Genomic DNA, 19,998 nt, shown 5'->3' with positions numbered 1-19,998 from the left:
TTAACATCCTGGTCATCTTAGGGGCTTACCACTGGACGATATATGATGCATACTCTTCAGTTATTGATTATTCGTCCGGAATTACCATGAGCCAGCCCACTATCGACCTGACCAGCGAACTGCTGCGCGGTATGCGCCTCTCCGGCGTGAATTACCGGCGCATCGAGACCTCCCGCCCGTTTGGCGTCGGCTTTAGCGCCGTGGCGGGCAAAGCCCAGTTCCATTTCATCAGCCGCGGGCCGGTGCTGCTGCGCATGGCCAGCGGAGAACAGTTCACCCTGGAGAGCGGCGACGCGCTGTTTATTCCCAACGGCGACGGGCACGCCCTGCTCTCCGATCCGCAGGCCGCGGTGGTGAATGTGGCGCAGCTGAACAGCGAAACGGTGTGCAGCACGGTCAGTTGTATCAACGCTGGCGGCCAGCCTGACTGCCCGGAGCGCGCCGTGATTTTCAGCGGTTGTATGGACTTTGAACTCGGCGGCATGCAGCCGCTGGTGAAGGCCATGCCCGAAGTGATGCGGGTGAGCTGCCTGCTCAACACCTGGCCGGAGATCCAGCCGCTGCTGGCGGCGATGGAGCGGGAATCGCTCACCCGCCAGGCGGGCTATGCCGGGATCCTCGCCCGACTGGCGGACGTGGTGGCCGCGCTAATAGTCCGCGGCTGGGTGGCCTGCGGGTGCGGTAACGCCACCGGCTGGGTGCAGGTCCTGCGCGATCCCCGGCTGGCGAAAGCGATCTACGCCATGCATCAGCGTCCGGGCGTTAACTGGAAAGTGGAAGATCTGGCGCGGGAGGCGGGGCTGTCGCGCTCTCTCTTCGCCGAGCGTTTTCTTGCCGCCACCGGCACCACCCCCGCCCGCTATCTCACCGAGCTGCGTATGCGGCTGGCGGTGCAGTACATCACCCACGAAGGCCAGGCGCTGGAAAAAGTCGCCTTCAGCCTCGGGTATCAGTCGCTGGCGGCCTTCAGCCGGGCGTTCAAACGCATCACCGGCCAGCCGCCGGGGGCCCTGCGCGCTACGGTACGCTAGCGTCAGCCTTTATATAAAGCGATACACGCCGTTGCCGACGCGAAAGCGTTGCCCCTTAAGCGCCGGGTTGGCGACGCGAAACACCAGCTCGGCCAGCTGGTTGGCGGGTCCCTGGCGAAAAATAAACCACTGGCCGCCCGCGTCCAGCCCCTGCTCCCCCTGTGACGGGAAGCCCAGTAGTGCCTGCCAGCGGTCGCGCACCGCCTGCGGATTGTCCACCTCGAACACCGCCTGCTCGAGCACAATGTCGCCCAGCGGATGAGGCACGTCCAGCCCCTGAGCGCGCAGCCGCGCCAGCCGGGTCTCGTCGTCTTCTCCCCACTGCAGCACAAAGGGAAAGACCAGCCCGTCGGTGTCGCCATCGATGGTGAAGATCCGCCAGCGGATGACATTGCCCTGCGGATCGTGGCGCTGGCCATCGACAATCGGTGACACCGCCAGCCCCTTGCGACGCAAGTGGTCATGGGTGGCGTCGATGTCGTCGCTGCGCAGCGCGACGCGTAACAGCGCTTCGTTCTCCGGCAGCAACCGCGCGGCATCCCGCGAGAGCAGAAATCTGTCCGTCGCGGCGCGCAGTTCGTCCGGGTCGGAAATGGCGAGGAATTCGATATAGGTCAGACCAAAATAGCTCAGCGCATTGCGGGTTCCCCAGCCCGGATGGCGCCCGCCGACCGCCGCCCGCAGCTGCTGCCCGGCAAAGATTTCAATCGCCGCTTCCGGCTGATTCACAAACTGTACTGCGTGATCCCACTGCAAGGTGGCCATGATCTCTCCCGGGGTTGTGCCTGTTAAGACGTCTGCGGCAAAAGATAGTGCTGGGGTGAAGGCAATGGCAAACAAGAATTATGTATATTGAAAGCTGGATAAGTGATTTATATCAACGCGGTATGTTGAGTCTGACAGGCGATGAAACGGCGGGCTAACGAATTGCCCGCCGGCGGGATCAGACCGACCCTTCTTTCTCAATCACCAGAATACGCGCCGCCCCCTGGGGATGGGCGACATGCTCGCATCCCACCTCGGCGTAAAAGATATCTCCGGCGTTCAGCATGATCACCTGCTCCTCGCCGTCGACCTTCACATGCATCGCCACCTGACCATCCATCACGGCAAACACCTCCTGACCGTCGTTGATGTGCCAGATATAGGGTTGGTCGGTCCAGTGCAGGCGCACGGTGGTGCCGGAAAAATTGGCAATGTCCAGCGCGCCCCACGCGCGGTCGGCGGTGAAATCTTTACTGCTCCAGCTCTGCATGATGTTGTCCTGTGGTAAGGGTTATTTTTTCTGCCAGTTTGCCCAGGTATCCGGTTTCTCTGCCGGCGCATCGTCGTCGAGCGAAGCCAGATACATCGCCTCCACCTCTTTACGCGCCCACGGCGTCCGGCGGAGAAATTTCAGGCTGGACTTGATGCTGGGATCGCTTTTAAAGCAGTTAATGTTGACCTGGCGGGCCATTTCCACCCAGCCGTAGCGCGCCACCAGGGCATTGAGCAGCGCTTCCAGCGTCACGCCGTGCAGGGGATCTTTTGAGCTGTGCATGAGGATACATCCGTTCCGCATTAAAAAAGTGCGCCCACCTTACTGACTCTCGGTGACGGGCGCAACGGCTTCAGTTCGCCCTTACGCCTTTATCTATTTAACGCAAAAGCACAGAACCCCGCGCGGACATAAATTAGAAAATAACGTTATTGGTTGCTTATCTGGCCCTGAGGCAAGCTGTGCTCAGCCCCGGACAGAGGAAATCACCATGCGCTGCTGTTGTGCCAGAACCCTGAACCTGAATCGACCCATAACTTATTATCCCGTTTTCGGAGAACACAATGAACGCGACCACCCTGCCGATTCTCGATCTGGCCCGCTACGCGGACCCCGCGGATAAAGCGGCCTTCCTGGCCGACCTGCGTCACGCCGCCCGCGACATCGGCTTCTTTTATCTGATCAACCACGGTGTCGACGACGCGCTTCAATATGAAGTTCAGCGCCAGTCCCAGCGCTTTTTTGCGCTCGATGAGGCGCAAAAACAGCAGGTGGCGATGATCCACTCCCCCCATTTTCGCGGCTATAACCGCGCGGCCTCTGAGCTGACGCGCGGCCAGCCTGACTGGCGAGAGCAGTTTGATATCGGCGCCGAACGTCCGGCGTTGACCCTCAGCGACGACGCGCCGCGCTGGCAGCGCCTGCAGGGTCCGAATCTGTGGCCTGCCGCGCTTCCATCGCTAAAACCGGTATTACTTCACTGGCAACAGCAGATGACTCAGGTGGGGATCCGCCTGCTGCGCGCCTTTGCCGAAGCGCTGCAGCTCCCGGAGAATGCCTTTGACCGGCTTTACGGCGACCAACCCAACGAGCATATCAAGCTGATCCGTTATCCCGGCCAGCAGGAGACCCAGAGCAGCCAGGGCGTTGGCGCCCATAAAGATTCCGGTTTTCTCAGCTTCCTGCTGCAGGACGAGCAGAAAGGGCTGCAGGTTGAGGTGGCGCCCGGGCAGTGGATCGACGCCGTACCGCTGGCCGGCAGCTTTGTGGTCAATATTGGCGAACTGCTGGAGCTGGCCACCAACGGCTATCTGCGCGCTACCGTTCACCGGGTGGTGTCACCGCCGGCTCAGCAGCAGCGCCTCTCCATCGCTTTCTTCCTTGGCGCCCAGCTTGACGCGGTGGTGCCGGTTTATACCCTGCCGCCCGAGCTGGCGCGTGAAGCGCGCGGTCCGGACAGCGACCCGCACAATCCGCTGCTGCGCGATGTCGGCTGGAATTATCTCAAGGGCCGTCTGCGTTCCCATCCGGACGTGGCGGAACGCTACTATCAGGACGTTTTTCGCGAACGCGCCGAGCAATTGATCGTTTAACCATAACTAAAAAGGAACACACCATGAAATATGCTGCTTTTAAACTGGCAGGGGTCGCACTGTCTCTTTCTCTGGCATGGACGTCTGCCCAGGCCGCCGCGCTGCGCGTCGCCGCGGACCCGGTTCCCCACGCGGAGATCCTCAACTACATCAAAAAAATCGATCCCAGTCTCGATCTCAAGGTGGTGGAGCTGACCAGCGGGGTCAACGCCAATGAACTGCTGGCCAGTGGCGATGTGGATGCCAACTACTTCCAGCATGTCCCCTACCTGAAGGATCAGGAGAAAGCGCTGGGTAAAACCTTTGCCGTCGCGGCCACGGTTCATATTGAGCCGCTGGGGATCTACTCGCATAAGCATAAAGATTTCTCGTCGCTGCCGGAAAACGCCACGGTGGCGGTACCGAATAACACCACCAACCTGAGCCGGGCGCTGTTCCTGCTGCAGGCGCAGAAGCTTATTAAGCTGGACCCCAAATTTACCGACCCGGCCACCACCCTGGCGACGCCGAAGGATATTGTCGAGAACCCGAAACACCTGAAGATCCTGGAGATTGAATCGCCGCAGATCCCGCGCTCCCTCGACGATGTCGACCTGGCGGTGATTAACGGTAACTACGCGCTGGAAGCCGGTCTGGTGCCAGCGAAAGATGCCCTGGGGCTGGAAAGCGCCGAGCATAACCCCTACGCCAATATCCTGGTGACCACCCCGGCCCTGGCGAATGACCCGCGTATTAAGGCGCTGGCGAAAGACCTGACGTCGCCGCAGGTGGCGGAGTTTATCCGTAAAAACTACAACGGCTCGGTGATCCCGGTGGCCCCTCAGTCATGATCACCATCGAAGGGCTGAGCAAAACCTACGCCGGAACCGGCCGACCGGCGCTGAACGATATCGCGTTACAGATCCCGAAAGGGGCGATATACGGCATTCTCGGGCGCAGCGGCGCCGGCAAAAGTACGCTCATCCGCTGTCTCAATTTGCTGGAGCGGCCCACCTCGGGCCGCATTCTGGTGAACGGACAGGATATTACTCAGCTGAACAAGGCGGCGCTGCGGGATTATCGCCTGCGCACCGGGATGATTTTCCAGCACTTCAATCTGCTGCATGCCCGCACCGTCGCCGATAACATCGCGGTGCCGCTGGAGATTGCCGGGGTGCCGCGGGCCGCTCGCGAAGCGCGGGTGCGCGAACTGCTGGAGCTGGTGGATCTCAGCGAAAAGGCCGCCGCTTTCCCGTCGCAGCTTTCCGGCGGGCAAAAACAGCGCGTCGGCATCGCCCGGGCGCTGGCCGCCCGACCGGAGGTGCTGCTGTGCGACGAGGCGACCAGCGCTCTGGATCCCGAGACCACCGCCTCGGTGCTGGCTCTGCTGGCGGATATTAACCAGCGGCTCAATCTGACCATTGTGCTGATAACGCACCAGCTGGAGGTGGTGAAAACCATTTGTGACCACGCGGCACTGCTGGAACAGGGCGAGATTGTCGAGAGCGGCAAACTCGCCGACCTGCTGGTGACCCCATGGTCGCGGCTGCGCCAGTCGTTGCTGCACGACCCGCAGGCTGAACAGGATTTTCTTACCCGTCACGGCGTTCAGGGGAGGCCATTATGCGGAGTAGCATGAGCTGGGAAGATTTGTGGCCGTTATTACTCGACGGCACGTTGGATACGCTCTATATGGTGGGCCTGGCGGCCCTGTTTACCGTGCTGATCGGGCTGCCCACCGGTGTGTTGTTATTTATTTCCCGCGCCAACGGGCTGGCGCCGATGCCGAAACTGAACGCGCTGTTAGGCGCGGTGATCAACATCGGCAGGTCGCTACCGTTTATCGTGCTGCTGATCGCCCTGATCCCTTTTACCCGGCTGATCGTCGGCACCACGCTGGGCAGCACCGCCGCCATCGTGCCGGTGACCATCGGCGCCTTTCCGTTCTTTGCCCGCCTGACGGAAAACGCGCTCGACGAGGTGGATTACGGAAGAATCGAAGCCATTCTGTCGATGGGCGGCAACGTCTGGCACGTGATTTTTAAATCCCTGCTGCCAGAAGCCCTGCCGACGCTGCTGGCCGGGATCACGCTGACCATCGTGATGCTGATTGGCTTTTCGTCGATGGCCGGGGTGATCGGCGGCGGCGGACTCGGCGACCTCGCCATCCGCTACGGCTATCAGCGATTCAATAATGAGGTGATGTTTGGCACAGTGCTGATCCTGGTGGCGATGGTTCAGGGCGTGCAGATGGCCGGCGATCGGCTGGTGCGCAGCCTGGCCCACCGCCGTTAGCCGTCAGTCATTAGTTCCAGCCGCTCTCTGCCGCCAGCTGGCGGACCAGACGGGCGGCGTCACACTCGCGGATCAACCCCACCCCCTGCCCGGCCCAGTGGGCGCCATACTCATGGACGCCCTGGGCTTTCGCGGCGGCGGCCAGCGCTTTGCCGATATCATACGCCAGCGGATAATCCGGCACGGCGCTCGTCGGACAGGCTTCCCCTAGCGCGCAGAAGGCATTAGCCAGACAGCGTGCCGGACGCCCGGATATCGCGGAGGTCAGCACCGTACGCCCGTCAAGGCTGTTGTGGATCGCCGCGCGATAGCCGGCGTCGGCGGCCGATTCCGGACACAGTAAAAACGCCGTACCGAGCTGTACGCCCTGCGCCCCCAACTGCATCACGCTAGCGATCCCCGCTCCGTCCATGATGCCCCCGGCGGCCACTACCGGGATGGTTAGTCGACGCCGCAGAAGTTGCACCAGGGTGAAGGTGCTCAGCTGCGCGTCAGGCTCCTGCGGAGCAAAGATCCCCCGGTGCCCGCCCGCCTCATAGCCCTGAGCGACCACCACGTCGATCCCCTGCTGTTCAATCAGCAGCGCCTCCTGGAGCGAGGTTGCCGTCGCCAGGGTGACAATCCCCTGCTGTCGCAGACGCTGGATCGTCTCACTTTCAGGAAGGCCGAAATGAAAGCTCACCACCGCCGGCGAGTGGTCGAGAAGCAGCTCCAGCATGGCGGTGTGGCCGATAAACGTCTGGTATATCTCCCTAAGCGATGCCGGAGGCGTACTGCCAAAGCGGGTAAAATGGGGGCGCAGCGTCTCTGCCCAGTCCGCTTCACGTGGGGCGTCGCGCCGCGGCGGCGCATGGCAAAATAAATTGACATTGAACGGCCGGTCCGTCAGCTGGCGGGTGGCGACGATCATCGCTTCCGCTTGGGCAACGGTTGAAGCGCCCAGCCCCAGCGAACCCAGCGCCCCGGCATTACTCACCGCAGCAGCCAGCGCGGGGGTGGAGACGCCCGCCATCGGGGCCTGGATCAGGGGGTAGTCAATATCAAGAAGCGAAAGCAGTGAATTTTGCATGAGTTCCTCGTAGATGAGTGATGCCGGAGGCTTACCATCTCTTTTAAAGATGATAAGATCAACATCATTATCATATTGAGAATAAAAATATGAACCACAGCACACTGCAAATTTTTATCCAGGTGGCCGACACGCAAAGCGTCACCCTGGCAGCAAAACGGCTGGGCCGCGCCCAGTCTAATATCACCACCCGTATTCAGCAGCTGGAAGAGGAGCTTGCCGTGGAACTTTTCGTCCGCGGCAACAAAAAAATGGTACTGTCGCCGGCAGGCGTACAGTTCCTCAGCTATGCCCGGCGGATCCTGAGCCTGGCGGAGGAGGCAAAGCAGGCTCTGCATCCGACCACACCCGGCGGCAGCCTGCGTTTGGGCGCGATGGAGGCGACCGCCGCCAGCCGTCTGCCGCCGCTGCTTACCCGCTTCCAACAGCAATGCCCGCAGGTGGATGTCACCCTCAGCACCCGGCCGACCCGCCAGTTAACCGAGGGGGTATTTACCGCCGCCCTCGATGCCGCGCTGGTCTGCCTGCCGCCAGGGCCGGATGGCCAACCGACATGCCCGCCCGGGCTGGAATCTGTCCCGGTGTTTCAGGAAACCCTGATGCTGGTCCGGCCGCAGGGCGCTGGCCCGCTGCGGTTCGCGGCATTTACCAGCGGCTGCAGCTATCGGGCGTTAGGAGAGCGCTGGCTGGCGGAGCAACAGGCGGCCGTCGAGGTGCATGAGGTTAGTTCCTATCACAGCATGCTGGCCTGCGTGGCCTCCGGGCGCTACGTCTGCCTGCTGCCGCAGAGCGTGCTGTCGCTGATGACGCTTCCCGAAAACTGCCTTAGCGAACCGCTGTGCGAGGCGAGCACCCAGCTTATCTGGCGTCAGGGGTTCAGCACCTCCGCCCTCAGCGAGTGGCGCATCCTGTTGCAAAGCGCTGCGAACGGCTAAGCTAGAAGAGGATTCAGTGACACACGCGCAGAGGGCGAACCAGAGCTCTTGCCGACAAACGCAGAGGCGTTTTGCCGCTACAGTATCAACCCGAGCGACAACAGCGACAGAATCGCTTTTCGCCACAGGTCGCGGCTGCGCCTGACCCGGCCTACATGGCGGCGCTTAGCCGGCTAAATGGGTCCCCCGCTCCGTAGGCCCGCGCAAGCGCAGCGCCGCCGGGCGACGGGTCGCGGCTGTGACGCCGCTTTTTTGCCGGGTGGCGGCTGCGCCTGATCCGGCCTACGCCTTATGGGAGTCAATATGTCGTTCTGCCACATGCGCATCGCCAGACCGGTCAGCGAACTGGAGACCAGCGCCAGCATGTATTGTGCCGGGCTGGGGCTGCAGGAACTTGGCAGCTTTACCGATCATGAAGGATTTAGCGGGATTATGATCGGCTCCGCGGATGCCAGCTGGCATCTGGAATTCACCCACTGCCGCCACCATCCCGTTACCCCCTCGCCAGGAGATGAAGATCTGCTGGTGCTGTACTATCCGCAGCGTCAGGCCTGGGAGGCACAATGCAGCGCCATGGACGCCGCCGGGTTTCTGCGCGTCACGGCGTTCAACCCCTACTGGGAGGTCAACGGCGTCACTTTCGTCGACCGCGACGGCTATCGCACCGTGCTGCAAAACCGCGCCTGGGGCGTGGTGGGCGATGAGTCGCATGTGGCGGCGAGCTGACGCTGATCGGGGCTGGCGTCAACCGCTGCAAAAGCAATTATTTACCTTCGGACAGACAACGTTCCCGTCGGTTACCGATAAAACGCCTTCCCGACTCGCCAGCCTTCTCGCGGCGCGCTATGCTAAACATCCCTATGTATTAACCCTTTATCCCTATGAGCACTTCCGTCAGCACCACGCAGCTTAATTTGCGCATCATTTCGATCGTTGTTTTTACCTGTATCTGCTATCTCTCCATTGGTCTGCCACTGGCCGTTCTACCGGGTTATATTCACTATCAGCTGGGCTACAGCACCTTTGTCGCCGGTATTGTGATCAGTCTGCAGTACATCTCCACGCTAATAAGCCGGCCGCACGCCGGGCGCTATACCGATATCTGGGGCCCGAAAAGAGTGGTTAGCCTCGGGATCGTCTGCTGTCTGCTTAGCGGCGCCTTCACGCTGCTGGCGGTAATGTTGCAGACGATGCCCATGCTGGAGATTGCCGCGCTGTTGGCGGGCCGGGTATTTCTTGGCGTCGGCGAGAGCTTTACCGCCACCGGAGCCACCCTCTGGGGGATCAAAACCGTCGGCGCGATCCATACGTCACGGGTGATCTCGTGGAACGGCGTGGCGACCTATGTGGCGATGGCGGTGGGCGCGCCGCTGGGGGTCACTCTTAACCACTATTTCGGCATCAGCGGCTTTGCCACGGTGGTGGTGCTGGTCGCCGCCATCGGCCTGCTGTTCGCCCGCACGCGGCAAGACGTCAGCGTGACCGCCGGCGTCAGAGCGCCCTTCCACGCGGTGGTGCGCAAAATCTGGCCTTATGGCCTGGGGCTGGCCTTTGGCACCGTCGGTTTCGGCGTTATCGCCACCTTTATCACCCTCTACTTCGCCGCGCACAGCTGGCAGGGCGCCGCGTTTACCCTCTCGCTGTTCAGCGTCGGTTTTATCTGTGTTCGCCTGGTGCTGGGGAATACCATTACCCGCTACGGCGGAGTCCCGGTCTCCCTGGCCTGCTTCGTCATCGAATGTCTCGGCCTGCTGCTTATCTGGCTGGCGCCGTCAGCCTGGGTGGCGGGCATCGGCGCCTTCCTCACCGGCTCGGGTTTTTCGCTGGTCTTCCCGGCGTTGGGGGTTGAGGCGGTAAAACAGGTGGAAGAGCAAAACCAGGGGACCGCCCTCGGCACCTACTCGGCGTTCCTTGACCTCGCGCTGGGGCTGACCGGGCCGCTGGCCGGCTGGGTCGCCGGCTACTACGATCTCGCCACCCTGTATCTGCTGGCGGCGATCGTCGTCGTGTTCGCTTTCCTGCTGATTTTACGCGTACATCTGCAACAGCGGGCAGCGGTCAGGACGTAGCCAGGCCCGGCTCGCGGATCGCCGCGGGCTGCCGACACCGGCAAAAAACGAATCGGCAATTGACGACGATTCGGCTTCCGTGCCAACATCCCCCTCAGCGTCTGGCGAGAGATGCAAGGACGGTGGCGGAAAACAACAGAGATCGCGCAACGATCCAGCCCGCCGCCGTAGTCCAATCCGAATCACTGACCCACACGGTGAATTCCTGATTCTGGCGGGAAACACAGACATGCACCAAAGTTTTAATCAGCGCGTTCATTTCTATTACTGCGTCCTGGTCGCGCTGAAGATGCACGGAAAGTCGAAAAAGTCGGGCGGTATCCGAGGAAAGAACAACTTTCTGCTGAAATGGCTGCGCCGGGCGCAGGATAACAACATTTTCCATCCCGATATCACCAGTGAAATCGAATGGCTGCGCGGGAAGATTATTCAGGCCGGCTACGATACCGATCTCGAGCCGATGCTGGATTTTGTTTACGCCACCGCCAGCCGCGCCGAAGCGCTGAAGAACGCCGAATAAGCCACTGCGCCCGCTGCGGGCGCAGATGCTGACCAATCCGCTTCCCCTCACAATGTGCCCATACCGCACGCGATAGCCTGCTGATGCCATTTTATCTGTGACAGTGTCACGCTGCCAGATGCTGCAGGGGATCATTACCCCCTGACAGGCGGCCCTGGGCGTTCTATGCTTTGCCCTGTCTCCCTCACACAGGACAACGCCCGATGGCTGACTGGAATCCTTCGCTGTATCTGCAGTTTGACGCTGAGCGCACCCGCCCGGCGGCTGACCTGCTTTCCCGTATCGCTCACCTGCAGGTTGAGAGCGTCGTTGACCTCGGCTGTGGGCCGGGCAACAGTACCCGCCTGCTGCGTGCCGCCTGGCCGCTGGCGGCGATCGTCGGTATCGATAACTCCCCGGCCATGCTGGACCAGGCGGCGCGGGCCTTACCCGACTGTGAGTTCATCGAGGCCGATATCGCCAGCTGGCGGCCTGCGCAACCGCCAGACATGATCTATGCCAACGCCTCGCTGCAGTGGCTGGCGGATCATGAGACGCTGTTTCCGCATCTGGTGAATCAGCTGGCGGATAACGGTACGCTGGCGGTGCAGATGCCGGATAACTGGCAGGAGCCCTCCCATACTCTGATGCGTCAGGTCGCCGGCGAGCTGGGAATGCCGGACCGCGGCCGCCAGCCCTTGCTTCCGCCGGACGCCTGGTACGATCTGCTCACCCGACAGGGCTGTGAAGTTGATATCTGGCGCACCACCTATTTTCATCCGCTCGCTTCTCATCAGGCGATAGTCGACTGGCTGCAGGGCACCGGATTGCGACCTTATCTGACGGACCTCGATGAGCAGGCCAAAAGCGCCTTTCTGACCCGCTATTTGGCATCGTTGGCCGACCACTATCCGTTACAGTGTAACGGAATGGTGCTTCTACGCTTCCCACGTCTGTTTATCGTGGCGCGAAAAATAGCCGCCTGAGGGTTGCCTTGAGCGTGGAGTAAAACATAACCAATACATAAGCAAGTCGAGCCAGCAAACATTCCTGTTTTTCAGGATCAATTATCCTGAACATTGCGATATTCAACACATTCCTCAGCGTGCGACAGTGACGACCACTTCAACCTGTAACGGGAGTCACCATGGATACCACCCCTGTCGATCGCCACACGCTGGCTGCCATTGCGCCAAAACTGGCAGAACTGACCGAAACGGTGCTGTTTGGCGATATCTGGGCGCGCAGCGAGCTGTCGCCCCGGGAACGCAGCTTAATCACCCTCTCCGCCCTGACGGCGCTGGGCAAAACCGAGCAACTGCCCTGGCATATCGCCTACGGCTATCGAAATGGCCTGAGCCAGGAGGAAATTGTCGAATTATTTACCCACCTGGCGTTCTACGCCGGCTGGCCGGCGGCGGCCAGCGCCCTGACCTGCCTGAACGCGCAGGAGGCGCCATGCCTCTGACCCGTATTTCGCTTGGTACGGCATGGCGTCCCGCGGAGTTTGCTCAGCTGTCGGCGCTATTCCATGAGTGCCTGGTGGCGGAGTTTGCCGTGCCGCCGGCGGACAAATTTCAGTTTATCGAGCAGACCGCCGACGGGCAGCGCATTTACGACCCGCATTATCTTAGCGGCGGTCGCAGCGATCGCTTCGTGCTGTTTCATATTTTCGCCGGAAAACCGCGCCGCCGGGCGCAGAAACAGGGTCTCTATCGTCGGCTCTGCGCGCGGTTAGCCGATGAGATGGCGGTCAGCCCGCAGGACGTGATGGTGGTGATCCAGTTTAACCAGCTGGAGGACTGGAGTTTTAGCGCCGGCAAAATGGCGGGTGAATAAGTCAGGCGGCGCCTGCAGGGGCGCCGCGATTCAGGCTATTTAGTTGCTACCAGGCGAGATGATGCACCAGTGACAGATCCCAGGCCGTCGCCAATAGCGAAAGAAACATTATCAGATTGACCACTGTTTCGAGACGTTTTTCCATCGTTGCTTCTCCTGAGCCTGTTTCCCCTGTTATAGCGGGAAAAGCTTAACAGCATCTTATCGCTTCAGGAGTCAAGGGTGATCCTGTAGCGTACATAATCGTCAGCCGGGGTGAATTCATCATACAGGTGGCGGGCGGGATTATCACGGCGAGTATGCCAGTACAGACGTGACCAGCCTTGATCAGCCCCTTCGGTTTGCAGCGACTTAATCAGCGTTCTGGCAATGCCTTGTCCGCGGAAGGCTGGATCGACGAACAGATCCTCCAGATAGCAGATTGGCGTGGTGACCCAGGTGCCTTCGTGCAGAATGCAGATAGCGAATCCCACCACCGTATCATTCACCACTGCGACCCTGCCCAGCACGGGTGAGTTCACGTCCAGCATCCGCTGCCAGGTGCATTCGGTCACCTCTTCCGGCTGCGGACTGCCGTAGAAGTGGGTATAGCCTTCCCAGAGCTGAAGCCATTCGGCTTTGTCATGCGGCCGTACTTCCCGGATATCGATGACCATGCGAGTTTCCTTACAGATGAATGAATTAGCCTGCGAACATTGGCAGGAACCAGGTATTAAGGCCATTATTTTCCTGCGCAGATATTTGTTCAAGCGGCTTAACCATAATTCCCGCCTGCGCAGGGCGATTTGGCACTAAAAAGCCTTTTGCAGCGGGGCTGCTGACCGGCTTTATCGGGACAATAAAAAAGTATGTTGTAACTAATTTGAGTGCCAATAAACCCGGCCGCAGCCGGGTGAAGAGAAGAGACTTCGCTATCAGCAGAGCGGCCTGACGGCGTCGCGCATCCCGCGGGTCAGAATAGCGTCAAGGTCAGCGGCGACCTGATCCACCAGTCCGGGGATCTGGCTTAGATCCTGCTCCCAGTGGGACTCCACGCTGAGCACAGCGGAAACCAGCTCGCGGGTGCTTATCTGACCGTCGCGATGGCGGGCCCAGAGCGTCTGGTAGCGCGTCAGCCAGTCAGCATCATCCTGTACCGGATAGCTTGTCCCCTCCCGCTCTCCTCGGTAGAAGGCGATCAGCGCCGCCAGCGCGAAGGTCAGGCGCGGCGGCAGCGTGCCATGCGCCTTCTGCCCTGCCAGCAGCTGCGGCAGAATACGGGTGCGGTACTTGGTCATGCCGTTGAGGGCGATCGAGAGCAGCTGATGTTTGATATAGGGATTGCGGAAGCGCCCGGTCACGGCGCTGGCGAATGACACCAGCTCATCGCGCGGCAGGTCCAGCACCGGAATAATCTCGTCATAAATCGCTTTTTCGACAAACGCGCAAATCTCCGCGTCGTTCATCGCTTCGCCGACGGTGTCGATTCCAGCCTGGAAGGCCACCGGCACCAGGGCGGTGTGCGCCCCGTTAAGGATCGCCACTTTGCGCTCTTTATAGGGCTTGATATCGTCGACGATACGCACATTCAGCGGCAGCTTATCGAGACGCAGCTCGCTGGCCAGCGAAGCGGGCCCCTGGATAACAAACAGATAGAAGTGCTCGGCGGTATCGAGGAAAGCATCTTGATAGCCGGTTTGCGCCTCCAGGGCCGCCACTTCATCGCGCGGATAGCCGGTCACAATGCGATCCACCAGGGTGGAACAGAAGGTGTTCGCCGAGGTGAGCCAGTTGATAAAGTCCTGCGGCAGCTGCCACTCGGTGGCATAGCGCAGGACCAGGGCCTGCAGCGCCTCACCGTTATAATCGATCAGTTCGCAAGGGATAATCACCCATCCCTTATCGGCTGCGCCGGCGAAATGCTGGTAACGCTCAAATAGCAGGCGGGTTAGTTTCGCCGGATAGCTGACCGGCGGCGCGTCGTCAAACCGGTCCCCGGCATGGTAGCTGATGCCTGCCTCGGTGGTATTGGAGAAGACAAACCGTATCTCCGGGTTATGCGCCAGACGTAAAAAAGCGTCGTAGTCAGCGTAAGCGCTGATTTCGCGGTTGACCGATCGGATCAACCGCGCGTCGCTAACCGCTTCGCCCTGCTCGTTGAGACCACGGATAATGGTGGTATAGAGGCCGTCCTGGGTGTTCAGAGACGGTGGAAAATCCGTGTCAATGGGGCGAACGACCACGATGCCCGCATTCAGGTCGGTATGCTCGTTGAGCAGGTCGATCTGCCAGTCAACGAATGCGCGCAGGAAGTTGCCTTCACCAAACTGGACGATACGGTCAGGGTACTGCGCGCCGGGGAAATCACGACGGTTTAATGTTTTCACAATGGGTTCCCTCTAATAGTAGTCATACAACCTGAGTAATTGGTCCAATAAGTTATCAGGTTTTACGACCACTGAAACCCTGTTTTGATCAAAGCATTCTGCAATAGCGGCCGTCAGGGCAGAAACTTATAGAACAGCGAGGTGGCAGTCATCTTGCCGTCTGGCATCAGCGCATAGCGCGGAATTTCCCCCACTTTTTCCCAACCGCAGCGAACATAGAACTGCTCCGCCCCGCTGCCGGTCGCCGTGTCCAGCACCAGCACTGTCTTCCCTTCCCGGCGAGCGGTTCGCTCCAGCTCCGCCATCAACACGTTGGCAATACCCTGGCGGCGGGCATTTTGGTGAACCAAAAGTTTGGCGACATCCGCACGATGCGGCTGATTTTCCGGCTGGCTGATAATCAGCTGCACGGTGCCGACGGGGCGCGAGTCAGCGTCAAGGGCGGCCAGCACGATGCGCTCCCCGGCCGCCACACTGTCAGCGGTACGTTGCCAGAAGGTCGTCGCGGTTTGCAGACTAAAAGGCAGCATAAAGCTCACCGAGGCGCCGCCGTTAACGCAGCTGGCCAGGATATCGCTTAATGCCGAAAGATGATGAAGAATATCGTCACGCGACAGCGTGCGCAGTGAAAAGGATGTGGTCATAAGAGCTCCCTGTTATCGACCACATCACTATGTTTTTAACCAAAAATTAACACAAGAGAGATCCTGATAGGATTTTCTTATGGCGCGCTTTCGGTGAGCGCCGGCATACAGATGCGGTTACGGCCGGTCTGTTTGGCTTTGACCATTTCATCATCCGCCGCCAGCAGCAGCTGGTTAAACAGTTCGGTAATGCGGGCGTGGCCCACCTCGCGGGTCTCCAGTCCCATACTGATGGTCAGATGGATCGGGTTCTGACCGAGGCCGAAGGGTTGCGACTCCACACCTTGGCGGATCTTCTCCGCCAGCACATAGCCCTGCTGAGCGCTGTCGACGACGGCGGCCACCGCAAACTCCTCGCCGCCGATACGGGCAACCATCCCCTGCTCGCCCACCAGGTGTCGAACCTGCTGGGCAAACTGGGTCAGCACGCAATCGCCGCCTTCATGGCCCAGAGCATCATTCACTCGCTTGAAGCCATCGATATCCAGCACCATCACCGTCAGCAGCTTATCCGCCGGCAGCGCCTGGCGCTTCAGCGCCTCGCTCAGCCCGGAACGGGAATAGACGCGGGTCTGGAAATCAAAATCAGCGCGCAGGGCCAGCTGCTTCACCAGCATGTTAATCGCCTCGACGCTGGAGGCGACGATCACCGGGCTTATCAGCATAGCCGCGATCCCCAGGCGGGTGGAGAACAGCTGCCACGGCTGCATTCGCGTATCCGGCGAAAAGTGAATTAACGAGTTGGCCACCAGCAGTATCTCGCCGATGCCGGTGAGAAAGGTCAACAGGCAGGTCAGCGGCAGCGGATAGCGCACGGCGCACCAGATCAGGGCCGGTAACGGGAAGGTAATGCTGCCGGCGCCGCCCACCGCCACGCCGAGGGCAATCGACAGCACCAGCGCCAGCGCTGGCAGCAGCTGGTGAAAGCGAAAACCGCTTAACGCGGATGGCAGCGTCAGGGTCAGAATAAACGGCAGGATAAGCACCGCCGTCGAGAACTGCTCGCTAAACCAGTCCGCCAGCTGGGGAATAAAGGTGGCGCGCTCGACGTCCACCGACCCCAGCGCGCCGACCGCTGCGCACAGCAACGCGGCTAACAGACAGAAACAGAATAAATTAAGCGCGTTAATCGGGCCTGGCATGGAATCGGCGCGTCGTTTATCCCACAGCACCAGCTGCGCCAGGGTCACAATAAAGACAATATTGGAGAAGTTAATCAGCAATGAGGCAAAGCCCATTCCCCAGCGCGAGGTTAATCCGTCATAGACCAGCATTGCCGCAAAGCAGACGGCATAAAAATAGCTGCGATTAAGCCATACGTAGCGCGCAAAAATCCCGGCCATCACGGCGTTGAGCGGCCAGAAGAAAGAGAGCTCCTGCACCAGACGCAGCATGGCGCCCAGAAAATGCAGCAGTAGCGTTAACGTAAATAAGACCAGTGCATCGCGCACGGGTTGTTCTTCACGAAACAGTGTAAATGACCGAATCGACAGTGAAGACATTCAGTAATTATCCGTCTAATTGTTTCAGGCAATTATTATGTTAATAGTTAGTTAGCGGATTATCATAACATGAGAATATTTATCAGGCATACTCCGGCGCCGATCAAATGCAAATTAGCGCACAGACGGCGCGTTCATCTGCAGCACCAGCCAGCGGTGGATCACCTGCACAATATAGCGCTGTTCCTGCTCGCTCAGCGCGCGGCCGTGGGGAATGGCGTGCCATTTTTCCAGGCAGCCGCGACAGCAGGTGGCGGTCGCGTGCTGGGCGATAAACACCGGGTGACCGCGCATCGGCGTCTGCTTGCCATCATTGGCCGGCGCGGCGGATGCCAGCCGCTGGCGAATGAAATCGGCGGCGTGCTGGTCGATGACCTCCGGTCCCTTATCGAGACAATATTGCCGCTCTTTCATCCCCAGCCGGAAGCGCGAACGAAACGTCGAGCGCGCCAGACGAGCAAACAACCGATCCTGATCGACCATCAGAACACCGACCTCCCCAGCCGCTGAGTCAGTTTCTCCAGCAGCGCCACCCCGGCCAGCGAGTTACCCGCCTCGTCAAGCTCCGGGCTCCACACCGCGATCGCCATCTCCTGCGGCACGATCGCCACAATTCCGCCGCCGACGCCCGATTTCGCCGGCAGCCCCACGCGCCAGGCGAACTCGCCGGCGTTCTGGTACATGCCGCTGGTCATCATCAGGGCATTCACCTGACGGGACTGGATAGGCGCGATAACCGGCTTTTCCAGGTGCGGGGCGATGCCGCGGTCGGCGAGGAAGAGAAAGGTTCGCGCCAGCTCGACGCAGCTCATCTCCAGCGAACAGTAATGAAAATAGTTCTGCAGCACGGTGGTGACGTCGTTATGGAAGTTGCCGAAGGATTTCATCAGCCAGGCGATAGCGGCGTTGCGCGCCGAATGTTCAAACTCAGAGCGGGCCACCAGCGGATCGTAGGCGATATCGGCCACGCCGCTGAGGCGGCGGACTATCTCCAGCATCCGCTGGCGCGGCGCGCTGAGCCGGCTCTGCAGCATGTCGCAAACCACCAGCGCCCCGGCGTTGATAAACGGGTTGCGCGGTTTACCCTGCTCGATCTCCAGCTGCAGCAGCGAGTTAAACGGCTGGCCAGAGGGATCTTTCCCCACCCGCTGCCAGATCTCTTCTTCCTGATAGTGGTTCATGGCCACCACCAGACTCAATACTTTGGAGATCGACTGGATGGAGAATCGTTCATGCGCATCGCCGGCGGCAAAATGTTGCCCGTCCACTGTACTGATAGCGATGCCAAGCTTGTCGCCGCTGACGCTGGCCAGCGCCGGAATATAATCCGCCACTTTACCGCGGCCAATCAGCGGCCTGATTTCTGCCAGAATGGCTTCCAGCATTGCGTTATTGATCACCGTCGCCACACGCGGCTCCTTGCCCACCGTCGAATTTTGGTGGGCGAGTATAGCAGACGAGAACGACGGTCGTCAGGGGCAAACGCAGATTAGCGACGGTCTTTCCAGACGGTCTGCGCATTGCAGAACTCGTGCAGACCAAAATGCGACAGTTCACGACCAAAACCGCTCTTCTTCACGCCGCCGAAAGCCACCCGGGCGTCGCTGGCGCAGTAGCCGTTAAGGAAGACGCCGCCACACTCCAGCTCGCGGGCAAAGCGCTGAGCCTGCGCCTCGTCGGTGGTGTAGACCGTTGCTGACAGGCCAAATTCGCTGTCGTTGGCGAGGGCCAGCGCGTGGTCCGCATCTCGGGCGGTGGTCAGGGTCGCCACCGGACCAAACAGTTCCTGGCGGAAGCCGGTCATTCCGGCGGTGACGTTGCCCAGGACCGTGGGCGCGTAGTAATTGCCCGCCCCTTCGATTTTCTCCGCCCCCAGCAGCAGGGTCGCGCCTTCATCGAGGGTCGCCGTGACCTGCTGGTGCAGTTCATCGCGCAGATCGAATCGCGCCATCGGCCCGACGTAATTCTGCTCGTCGCGCGGATCGCCCATCTTCAGCGCCGCGACGGCGTCGACAAATTTGCGGGTGAAGGCTTCGGCAATGCCGGCTTCGAGGATAAATCGTTTCGACGCGGCGCACACCTGGCCGCTGTTCTGATAGCGGCCAGTGACGGCGGCCTTTACCGCTTCATCCAGATCGGCGTCGTTCAGGACGATAAAGGGATCGGATCCCCCCAGCTCGAGCACGCATTTCTTCAGCGCTGCGCCCGCCTGAGCGCCAATCGCTTTTCCGGCGCGGACGCTGCCGGTGACGGTCACCGCCGCGATGCGGTCGTCATTGATAATCTGCGAAACGCCGTCATTGGTGGCATTGACCCAGCCAAAAACCCCCTCCGGCAGGCCAGCGGCGGCAAAAATTTCGCCCAGCAGACGGGCGCTGCCCATTACGTTAGGGGCATGCTTCAGCAGGTAGCTGTTGCCGGCCAGCAGGATCGGCACCGCGCCGCGCAGCACCTGCCAGACCGGGAAATTCCACGGCATCACCGCCAGAATGGCCCCCAGCGGACGATATTCGATCACCGCCTGGTTATTTTCCACCAGGGTGGCTTCGGTCGCCAGCATCGCCGGGCCATGTTCGGCATACCAGTCGCAGAGGTTGGCGGATTTCGCCACCTCGCCGCGAGCCTGAGCAATCGGTTTGCCCATCTCGAGCGTGATCGTCTGGGCCACCTCTTCACCGCGGGCGCGCAGCTCGGCCCCAATGCGGCGCAGCGCGTCGGCGCGTGCGGCGAGCGGCGTCTGACGCCACTGGCGATAACCCGCCGCGGCGAGAGCGATAGCCGCGTCGACCTCGCGTTCGTTGGCCCACGGCAGCGAGGAGACCACCTCACCGGTAGTCGGGTTGACGGAGACGGCGTGCGTTGCAGATAAATTCATCGTTATTCTCTCTCTCGTTGCTTGCGAAGTGAGCGTATTCTGGCT

At 60.5% G+C, this 19,998-nt stretch carries 23 protein-coding genes; 12 read left to right on the top strand and 11 right to left on the bottom strand.

Features of this window, described 5'->3' with window-relative positions:
* The first annotated feature begins 86 nt into the window (after positions 1-86).
* Positions 87-1,031 (top strand): AraC family transcriptional regulator, encoded by a 945-nt coding sequence (locus MKS11_RS04440; RefSeq protein ID WP_004205934.1) that lies wholly within the window; start codon positions 87-89, stop codon positions 1,029-1,031.
* Positions 1,032-1,040: 9 nt separating this feature from the next.
* Here the strand turns inward: MKS11_RS04440 and MKS11_RS04435 are convergent, their stop codons facing one another.
* The 3 genes from MKS11_RS04435 to MKS11_RS04425 all read right to left on the bottom strand — a co-directional run bounded on the left by MKS11_RS04435 (position 1,041) and on the right by MKS11_RS04425 (position 2,571).
* A complete protein-coding gene (locus tag MKS11_RS04435) occupies positions 1,041-1,796 on the bottom strand; it encodes a VOC family protein (protein WP_032456028.1) in 756 nt (251 codons plus the stop codon).
* Positions 1,797-1,974: 178 nt separating this feature from the next.
* Positions 1,975-2,286: a cupin domain-containing protein gene (locus MKS11_RS04430; protein WP_004205936.1), complete on the bottom strand. Its 312-nt coding sequence runs from the start codon at positions 2,284-2,286 to the stop codon at positions 1,975-1,977.
* 21 nt (positions 2,287-2,307) lie between these two features.
* Positions 2,308-2,571: a VF530 family protein gene (locus MKS11_RS04425; RefSeq protein ID WP_259595612.1), complete on the bottom strand. Its 264-nt coding sequence runs from the start codon at positions 2,569-2,571 to the stop codon at positions 2,308-2,310.
* A gap of 281 nt (positions 2,572-2,852) precedes the next feature.
* Between MKS11_RS04425 and MKS11_RS04420 the strand changes: the two genes are divergently transcribed.
* From MKS11_RS04420 to MKS11_RS04405, 4 genes are read left to right on the top strand one after another with little or no spacing between them, the layout of a single operon-like run.
* Positions 2,853-3,881 (top strand): isopenicillin N synthase family oxygenase, encoded by a 1,029-nt coding sequence (locus tag MKS11_RS04420; protein ID WP_038431657.1) that lies wholly within the window; start codon positions 2,853-2,855, stop codon positions 3,879-3,881.
* Positions 3,882-3,904: 23 nt separating this feature from the next.
* Positions 3,905-4,711, top strand: coding sequence for a MetQ/NlpA family ABC transporter substrate-binding protein (locus tag MKS11_RS04415; protein ID WP_004205939.1), 807 nt, complete (start codon positions 3,905-3,907; stop codon positions 4,709-4,711).
* A complete protein-coding gene (locus MKS11_RS04410; RefSeq protein ID WP_008804932.1) occupies positions 4,708-5,499 on the top strand; it encodes a methionine ABC transporter ATP-binding protein in 792 nt (263 codons plus the stop codon). The genes MKS11_RS04415 and MKS11_RS04410 overlap by 4 nt, the downstream gene beginning before the upstream one ends.
* Entirely contained in the window at positions 5,496-6,155 is a 660-nt protein-coding gene (locus MKS11_RS04405) for a methionine ABC transporter permease (RefSeq protein WP_004217626.1), read from the top strand. The genes MKS11_RS04410 and MKS11_RS04405 overlap by 4 nt, the downstream gene beginning before the upstream one ends.
* 10 nt (positions 6,156-6,165) lie before the next feature.
* Here the strand turns inward: MKS11_RS04405 and MKS11_RS04400 are convergent, their stop codons facing one another.
* Positions 6,166-7,224, bottom strand: a complete 1,059-nt coding sequence (locus MKS11_RS04400; protein ID WP_080837714.1) for a nitronate monooxygenase family protein — start codon at positions 7,222-7,224, stop codon at positions 6,166-6,168.
* Positions 7,225-7,313: 89 nt separating this feature from the next.
* Here MKS11_RS04400 and MKS11_RS04395 point away from each other — a divergent pair, with 89 nt between their 5' ends.
* From MKS11_RS04395 to MKS11_RS04365, 7 genes are all read left to right on the top strand, one after another.
* On the top strand, positions 7,314-8,159 hold the full coding sequence (locus MKS11_RS04395) for a LysR substrate-binding domain-containing protein (RefSeq protein WP_004205942.1): 846 nt from the start codon (positions 7,314-7,316) through the stop codon (positions 8,157-8,159).
* Positions 8,160-8,462: 303 nt separating this feature from the next.
* Positions 8,463-8,885 (top strand): VOC family protein, encoded by a 423-nt coding sequence (locus tag MKS11_RS04390; RefSeq protein ID WP_004205943.1) that lies wholly within the window; start codon positions 8,463-8,465, stop codon positions 8,883-8,885.
* A 155-nt stretch (positions 8,886-9,040) separates the two neighbouring features.
* Positions 9,041-10,228 carry an MFS transporter gene (locus MKS11_RS04385; protein WP_087771730.1) on the top strand — a complete coding sequence of 396 codons (1,188 nt, stop codon included), beginning with the start codon at positions 9,041-9,043 and terminating at the stop codon, positions 10,226-10,228.
* Between the two features lie 229 nt (positions 10,229-10,457).
* Positions 10,458-10,748: a hypothetical protein gene (locus tag MKS11_RS04380; protein ID WP_004205945.1), complete on the top strand. Its 291-nt coding sequence runs from the start codon at positions 10,458-10,460 to the stop codon at positions 10,746-10,748.
* A gap of 203 nt (positions 10,749-10,951) precedes the next feature.
* Positions 10,952-11,713: a trans-aconitate 2-methyltransferase gene (tam, locus tag MKS11_RS04375; protein ID WP_284109388.1), complete on the top strand. Its 762-nt coding sequence runs from the start codon at positions 10,952-10,954 to the stop codon at positions 11,711-11,713.
* A 161-nt stretch (positions 11,714-11,874) separates the two neighbouring features.
* Entirely contained in the window at positions 11,875-12,195 is a 321-nt protein-coding gene (locus MKS11_RS04370) for a carboxymuconolactone decarboxylase family protein (protein WP_004205948.1), read from the top strand.
* The gene (locus MKS11_RS04365; RefSeq protein WP_004205951.1) at positions 12,186-12,566 is read left to right on the top strand and encodes a tautomerase family protein; all 381 of its coding nucleotides are present in this window, start codon (positions 12,186-12,188) and stop codon (positions 12,564-12,566) included. The genes MKS11_RS04370 and MKS11_RS04365 overlap by 10 nt, the downstream gene beginning before the upstream one ends.
* 209 nt (positions 12,567-12,775) lie before the next feature.
* Here MKS11_RS04365 and MKS11_RS04360 read toward each other — a convergent pair whose 3' ends face one another.
* The 7 genes from MKS11_RS04360 to sad all read right to left on the bottom strand — a co-directional run bounded on the left by MKS11_RS04360 (position 12,776) and on the right by sad (position 19,953).
* Complete coding sequence (locus MKS11_RS04360) at positions 12,776-13,222, bottom strand: GNAT family N-acetyltransferase (protein WP_004205953.1); 447 nt, start codon at positions 13,220-13,222, stop codon at positions 12,776-12,778.
* A 258-nt stretch (positions 13,223-13,480) separates the two neighbouring features.
* Positions 13,481-14,932 carry a tagaturonate reductase gene (locus tag MKS11_RS04355; protein ID WP_053810400.1) on the bottom strand — a complete coding sequence of 484 codons (1,452 nt, stop codon included), beginning with the start codon at positions 14,930-14,932 and terminating at the stop codon, positions 13,481-13,483.
* A 113-nt stretch (positions 14,933-15,045) separates the two neighbouring features.
* The gene (locus tag MKS11_RS04350) at positions 15,046-15,576 is read right to left on the bottom strand and encodes a GNAT family N-acetyltransferase (protein WP_284109387.1); all 531 of its coding nucleotides are present in this window, start codon (positions 15,574-15,576) and stop codon (positions 15,046-15,048) included.
* Positions 15,577-15,653: 77 nt separating this feature from the next.
* On the bottom strand, positions 15,654-17,078 hold the full coding sequence (locus MKS11_RS04345) for a sensor domain-containing diguanylate cyclase (RefSeq protein ID WP_284109386.1): 1,425 nt from the start codon (positions 17,076-17,078) through the stop codon (positions 15,654-15,656).
* A 114-nt stretch (positions 17,079-17,192) separates the two neighbouring features.
* Positions 17,193-17,561 carry a DUF4186 domain-containing protein gene (locus MKS11_RS04340; protein WP_004205959.1) on the bottom strand — a complete coding sequence of 123 codons (369 nt, stop codon included), beginning with the start codon at positions 17,559-17,561 and terminating at the stop codon, positions 17,193-17,195.
* Positions 17,561-18,487 carry a glutaminase B gene (gene glsB, locus MKS11_RS04335; protein WP_004205960.1) on the bottom strand — a complete coding sequence of 309 codons (927 nt, stop codon included), beginning with the start codon at positions 18,485-18,487 and terminating at the stop codon, positions 17,561-17,563. The genes MKS11_RS04340 and glsB overlap by 1 nt, the downstream gene beginning before the upstream one ends.
* Before the next feature lie 80 nt (positions 18,488-18,567).
* Positions 18,568-19,953, bottom strand: coding sequence for a succinate-semialdehyde dehydrogenase (gene sad, locus MKS11_RS04330; protein ID WP_049115611.1), 1,386 nt, complete (start codon positions 19,951-19,953; stop codon positions 18,568-18,570).
* Positions 19,954-19,998: the final 45 nt, after the last annotated feature.

The organism is Klebsiella sp. K5-45, from assembly GCF_030128605.1.
Classification (GTDB): Bacteria; Pseudomonadota; Gammaproteobacteria; order Enterobacterales; family Enterobacteriaceae; genus Klebsiella; species Klebsiella quasipneumoniae.
This window is presented reverse-complemented; position numbering and strand designations above follow the sequence as displayed.

Excerpts from the sequence above, each read along its gene's own strand:
- MKS11_RS04440 (WP_004205934.1), top strand. The coding sequence starts at position 87 with ATGAGCCAGCCCACTATCGACCTGACCAGCGAACTGCTGCGCGGTATG.
- MKS11_RS04435 (WP_032456028.1), bottom strand. The coding sequence starts at position 1,796 with ATGGCCACCTTGCAGTGGGATCACGCAGTACAGTTTGTGAATCAGCCG.
- MKS11_RS04430 (WP_004205936.1), bottom strand. The coding sequence starts at position 2,286 with ATGCAGAGCTGGAGCAGTAAAGATTTCACCGCCGACCGCGCGTGGGGC.
- MKS11_RS04425 (WP_259595612.1), bottom strand. The coding sequence starts at position 2,571 with ATGCACAGCTCAAAAGATCCCCTGCACGGCGTGACGCTGGAAGCGCTG.
- MKS11_RS04420 (WP_038431657.1), top strand. The coding sequence starts at position 2,853 with ATGAACGCGACCACCCTGCCGATTCTCGATCTGGCCCGCTACGCGGAC.
- MKS11_RS04415 (WP_004205939.1), top strand. The coding sequence starts at position 3,905 with ATGAAATATGCTGCTTTTAAACTGGCAGGGGTCGCACTGTCTCTTTCT.
- MKS11_RS04410 (WP_008804932.1), top strand. The coding sequence starts at position 4,708 with ATGATCACCATCGAAGGGCTGAGCAAAACCTACGCCGGAACCGGCCGA.
- MKS11_RS04405 (WP_004217626.1), top strand. The coding sequence starts at position 5,496 with ATGAGCTGGGAAGATTTGTGGCCGTTATTACTCGACGGCACGTTGGAT.
- MKS11_RS04400 (WP_080837714.1), bottom strand. The coding sequence starts at position 7,224 with ATGCAAAATTCACTGCTTTCGCTTCTTGATATTGACTACCCCCTGATC.
- MKS11_RS04395 (WP_004205942.1), top strand. The coding sequence starts at position 7,314 with ATGAACCACAGCACACTGCAAATTTTTATCCAGGTGGCCGACACGCAA.
- MKS11_RS04390 (WP_004205943.1), top strand. The coding sequence starts at position 8,463 with ATGTCGTTCTGCCACATGCGCATCGCCAGACCGGTCAGCGAACTGGAG.
- MKS11_RS04385 (WP_087771730.1), top strand. The coding sequence starts at position 9,041 with ATGAGCACTTCCGTCAGCACCACGCAGCTTAATTTGCGCATCATTTCG.
- MKS11_RS04380 (WP_004205945.1), top strand. The coding sequence starts at position 10,458 with ATGCACCAAAGTTTTAATCAGCGCGTTCATTTCTATTACTGCGTCCTG.
- tam (WP_284109388.1), top strand. The coding sequence starts at position 10,952 with ATGGCTGACTGGAATCCTTCGCTGTATCTGCAGTTTGACGCTGAGCGC.
- MKS11_RS04370 (WP_004205948.1), top strand. The coding sequence starts at position 11,875 with ATGGATACCACCCCTGTCGATCGCCACACGCTGGCTGCCATTGCGCCA.
- MKS11_RS04365 (WP_004205951.1), top strand. The coding sequence starts at position 12,186 with ATGCCTCTGACCCGTATTTCGCTTGGTACGGCATGGCGTCCCGCGGAG.
- MKS11_RS04360 (WP_004205953.1), bottom strand. The coding sequence starts at position 13,222 with ATGGTCATCGATATCCGGGAAGTACGGCCGCATGACAAAGCCGAATGG.
- MKS11_RS04350 (WP_284109387.1), bottom strand. The coding sequence starts at position 15,576 with ATGACCACATCCTTTTCACTGCGCACGCTGTCGCGTGACGATATTCTT.
- MKS11_RS04345 (WP_284109386.1), bottom strand. The coding sequence starts at position 17,078 with ATGTCTTCACTGTCGATTCGGTCATTTACACTGTTTCGTGAAGAACAA.
- MKS11_RS04340 (WP_004205959.1), bottom strand. The coding sequence starts at position 17,561 with ATGGTCGATCAGGATCGGTTGTTTGCTCGTCTGGCGCGCTCGACGTTT.
- sad (WP_049115611.1), bottom strand. The coding sequence starts at position 19,953 with ATGAATTTATCTGCAACGCACGCCGTCTCCGTCAACCCGACTACCGGT.